At 52.9% G+C, this 3,377-nt stretch carries 4 protein-coding genes; all 4 read right to left on the bottom strand.

The annotated features are described in order from the left end of the window. Positions 1-217: 217 nt before the first annotated feature. Entirely contained in the window at positions 218-739 is a 522-nt protein-coding gene (locus ACOCD2_RS14770; RefSeq protein WP_293649354.1) for a hypothetical protein, read from the bottom strand. Between the two features lie 471 nt (positions 740-1,210). Beyond that, the gene (locus ACOCD2_RS14775) at positions 1,211-2,386 is read right to left on the bottom strand and encodes an SPOR domain-containing protein (RefSeq protein ID WP_293649356.1); all 1,176 of its coding nucleotides are present in this window, start codon (positions 2,384-2,386) and stop codon (positions 1,211-1,213) included. A gap of 16 nt (positions 2,387-2,402) precedes the next feature. After that, a complete protein-coding gene (locus ACOCD2_RS14780) occupies positions 2,403-2,573 on the bottom strand; it encodes a hypothetical protein (RefSeq protein WP_293652828.1) in 171 nt (56 codons plus the stop codon). A 30-nt stretch (positions 2,574-2,603) separates the two neighbouring features. Continuing rightward, the gene (locus tag ACOCD2_RS14785; RefSeq protein WP_293649358.1) at positions 2,604-2,900 is read right to left on the bottom strand and encodes a sigma-70 family RNA polymerase sigma factor; all 297 of its coding nucleotides are present in this window, start codon (positions 2,898-2,900) and stop codon (positions 2,604-2,606) included. Positions 2,901-3,377 lie beyond the last annotated feature (477 nt).

Genomic DNA, 3,377 nt, shown 5'->3' on the forward strand with positions numbered 1-3,377 from the left:
AGCGGCTTTGGATGAGAATTTTGCCAGGGTTTGCCCCAAACCCGGCAATCCCCCCGGAAATTCTCTGGTCACTGTGCTGCTGCGCATGGTGGCTTGAATAATTTCTGGGAAACTTCAGATGAAGGATACAAGGTGTTGAAAAGATTTTTTTCAGCACCTTGTAGGCCTTACTGCTATGCGGACTTTGCATTGACGCCCTTCCCCGGCGCAAGTGATTCTAGATTTTGGTCATCTCGACAGGTTGCCCCAGCCAACCTTCACAACCCTCCGTACCCGGGAAATAGTTCCACGCCAACCCTCCCACGAGCAAACCGGCCACGGCGCTGCCACCGGTGAAGGTGCCTGCGGTCATGGTGACGATATTGGCTGCACTGGCTCCCCAGCCTGCCGCTGAAAGGAAGGTCTTGATATTTCCACATTCACGCAAGCCCTGTTGCTCCGCGTAATAGTTGAGCGCAAATTTCAGGGGGAGAATACCCAAACCCAATTGGTTCGCTTCGGCAAATCCCTGTGAAAGGCCTACTCCGGTGGTCATTACATCGGCTATCTGTCCGGCTTCCGCTGCATCTACCGGCCTGAGTGGCCGCCGCTGCAGTTCCACCCATTCTTCATTGATATCCACATAGCCCGTTATTTTATCTCCGTCGACGATCCCTTCGATGACATTCACTTCCTGGTGAATGTTGGTGATACCGGGATAATGCTTCTGTGCAATGGCTGTCCAGTCGTTTGCCGGCATTTTGGAAGCACAGCCTCCGACAGCAAACAAGATGAGAGTACATGCAAAAACGGCGCCTGCGATTGTTCGATCTAGGTCACCTGAACGGTTTGTTGGTAGTCTTTGCACGCCGGCTTCTCCATTGAGTTTGCTTGACTACAATGGTCGGCCGGAAGGATGTTATCTTTAACTACATTCCGTGAACCGGTTGGCAATATCCGCATATAGATATGGGGCGCAAGATCGGAGCGCCGTGGCTGCTGGCGGCACGCACTGCCGCCATCTGACAACGCAAATTTGCAGACGACAGGAGTGCTTTCGTTGAGCAGTTCAGGTTACATCTGAAAGAATCTTCCCAAGCTTTTCAGCATGAAAAAACGAAAACACTGCTTCTGATTATACGCGCTGTATCATACTGTTATGCTATAAACCTGTGAAACTACCTGTAGTCCGCCACTAGCTTACGGAAACTGTGCTCTGTGCAGTATTTCCTCAATGCTTCGCAGGGGATTTACGGGAGGATTTGTTGCGCTCAATCCACACACCTTTCAGGCCCAATTCATGGCTGATACTCTTTTTGTAGTCGAGTGCTTCGGACTTTCTTTCAAAACCGGGGACACTCACCCGATAGAGCTTTCTCCCTTTGACCGTCGCCGCACGTATCACGGCATCGGGTGCTTTCCTGGCATAAACAGCCAGCAGCTTCTCTGCCTTCTTGCGGTTGCTCGAGGAAGCCAGGTGCACCGTCCATTGCCCGGCCCTCCCCGCCTTTGGTACAGGCTGTGGTTTTGGTGCTTCCTGGCGCTGCCTGTCCCTGGCGGATACATTTTCAGTGGGCGCTTTTTTTGTCACGCTTGCGGTGACACCTGCAATCATCACAGCCAAAGGCCGCTGGGAGACATGAAATCCTGCAGGAAGCCAGGCGTCAGGATGCTGACGCTTGTCTGCTGACGGTGGCGGTGTCGCCGGCTGCTGCTCTGCCTGCTTCGGCGGTGGCACCGGCTGCTTTTGCTGATACTGTTTCCGCAATGCCCGTATCTCTCCTTTCAGACTCTGCTGCTCCGCAGCCAGCCGGGCAGTTTCTGCCCGCAGCGTTTCGGTAGCATTCTCGTTCCGATGCAGGAGATAACCCACCGCCACGAGCGTTACCATCAACACGGCAAGCAGCAACCGCTCCAGTATCTTTTGCCAGGATACGGAGGGAGGCTGAGACGGTTGAAAGGCATTTTCAGCAGATTTTTGAGCTGCCGGGGTTTGTGCTGATACAGGCTTATCTTCCTGCTCCTGTACAACGGTGCTTGCCGCCTGCTGATCGGGGTCATGATCCTGCCCGGACGTTTCGCGCTGTGCAGCCGGATCCTTCATGCGCCCGGATTCAGGCCGTTTTCCGGCGGGGCCTTCATCCTGGATTTCAGCGATGACACTGCTGATGTTGAGATTCTTGTGGCCGGGAGGATTGTCCGTTTCCTTTTCACCCGGGACACTTTGTTCGGAATTGCCGGATATTGCGCTCAGGATGGAGTTGAAATCGACGCTCTCACCCGAGATATCCAGGGACTGCGGGGAAGACCGGGACAGATCCTCTTCAGTATCAGGCAGAGCGCTGTTCGCCTTTGCCGGCCTGTCTTCACCACCGGTAGCGCGTTTTGTGTTTGTCGATATAGACATGCATCAACTCCCTGAATCAGGCATACAAATCAATACGCTTGCGTCCGTTCTTTTTCTTTTTGAGATCGGAAGCAGCTTTTTCCTTATCCGGACTGGCAGCCCGCTTTCGCCGGACATCCTTGCCCGTTGGAAGTATGGTTGCGACTGGCCATACCGGCAGCAAAGGATTTATGCGCGAATTCGCCACAAACTTCTACCGCCAGCCCTATCGCTGTGTTCAGTCATCTTCATCGCCCACCCAGTCGCTCATTTTGGAGCGCAGCCTGGTGAGCGCCTGTGCATGTATCTGGCAGATTCTGGCTTCACTGACCCCCAGCACTTCGCCGATCTCACGCAGGTTGAATTCGTTGTCGTAATACAGCGAGAGCACCATCTGTTCCCTTTCCGGAAGACTGGAAATGGCGGTAGACAAACCTTCCTTGAACAGATCCTTCTGCAACTCAGGCAAAGGACCGTCCTGCTCGTCATCCTCGTCACTCACCCACCCGTCGGCACTCAAATCATCATAGCTCAACACGTGACAACCGTTGGTATCGGCCCCAATCCCCGGATAGAAAGCGCTAAGACGGAAAAAGCCTTGGCTGTATAATGGTTAGTGACAAAACAGACCATCACCCAATGGGTGCAACAGCTCAAGGCTTATGACTATTCTAACCTACAAACTCGATACCACAAACGATTTGCTGACTTCCCGCGCAGGGTTATTGTCCATTGCTCACTTGATGGAGACCTTGAGGCTTGCGGAACGCATTGATGCGTACTTTCCTCAACCCAAGAGCAATCGTGGTTATAAGCCCTCAGAGTAACTACTCACCCCTAAGATGAGTACAAGCCTGCCTCCATGGATCTACAATCGCTTTTTCATGTCTGTAGATGTCGGGTACCATGTGATTATATTCCAAAAAGGAGCTATCCTTTGTTCCGAACCCGCCAGATATTGAACGACTGGCTCACGCAAAACCTGGAGGAAGCATAACGCCATGGTTATCCA

It is taken from the genome of Thiolapillus sp. (assembly GCF_048562965.1).
GTDB classification, from domain to species: Bacteria; Pseudomonadota; Gammaproteobacteria; order Chromatiales; family Chromatiaceae; genus Thiolapillus; species Thiolapillus brandeum_A.

Excerpts from the sequence above, each read along its gene's own strand:
- ACOCD2_RS14775 (WP_293649356.1), bottom strand. The coding sequence starts at position 2,386 with ATGTCTATATCGACAAACACAAAACGCGCTACCGGTGGTGAAGACAGG.
- ACOCD2_RS14770 (WP_293649354.1), bottom strand. The coding sequence starts at position 739 with ATGCCGGCAAACGACTGGACAGCCATTGCACAGAAGCATTATCCCGGT.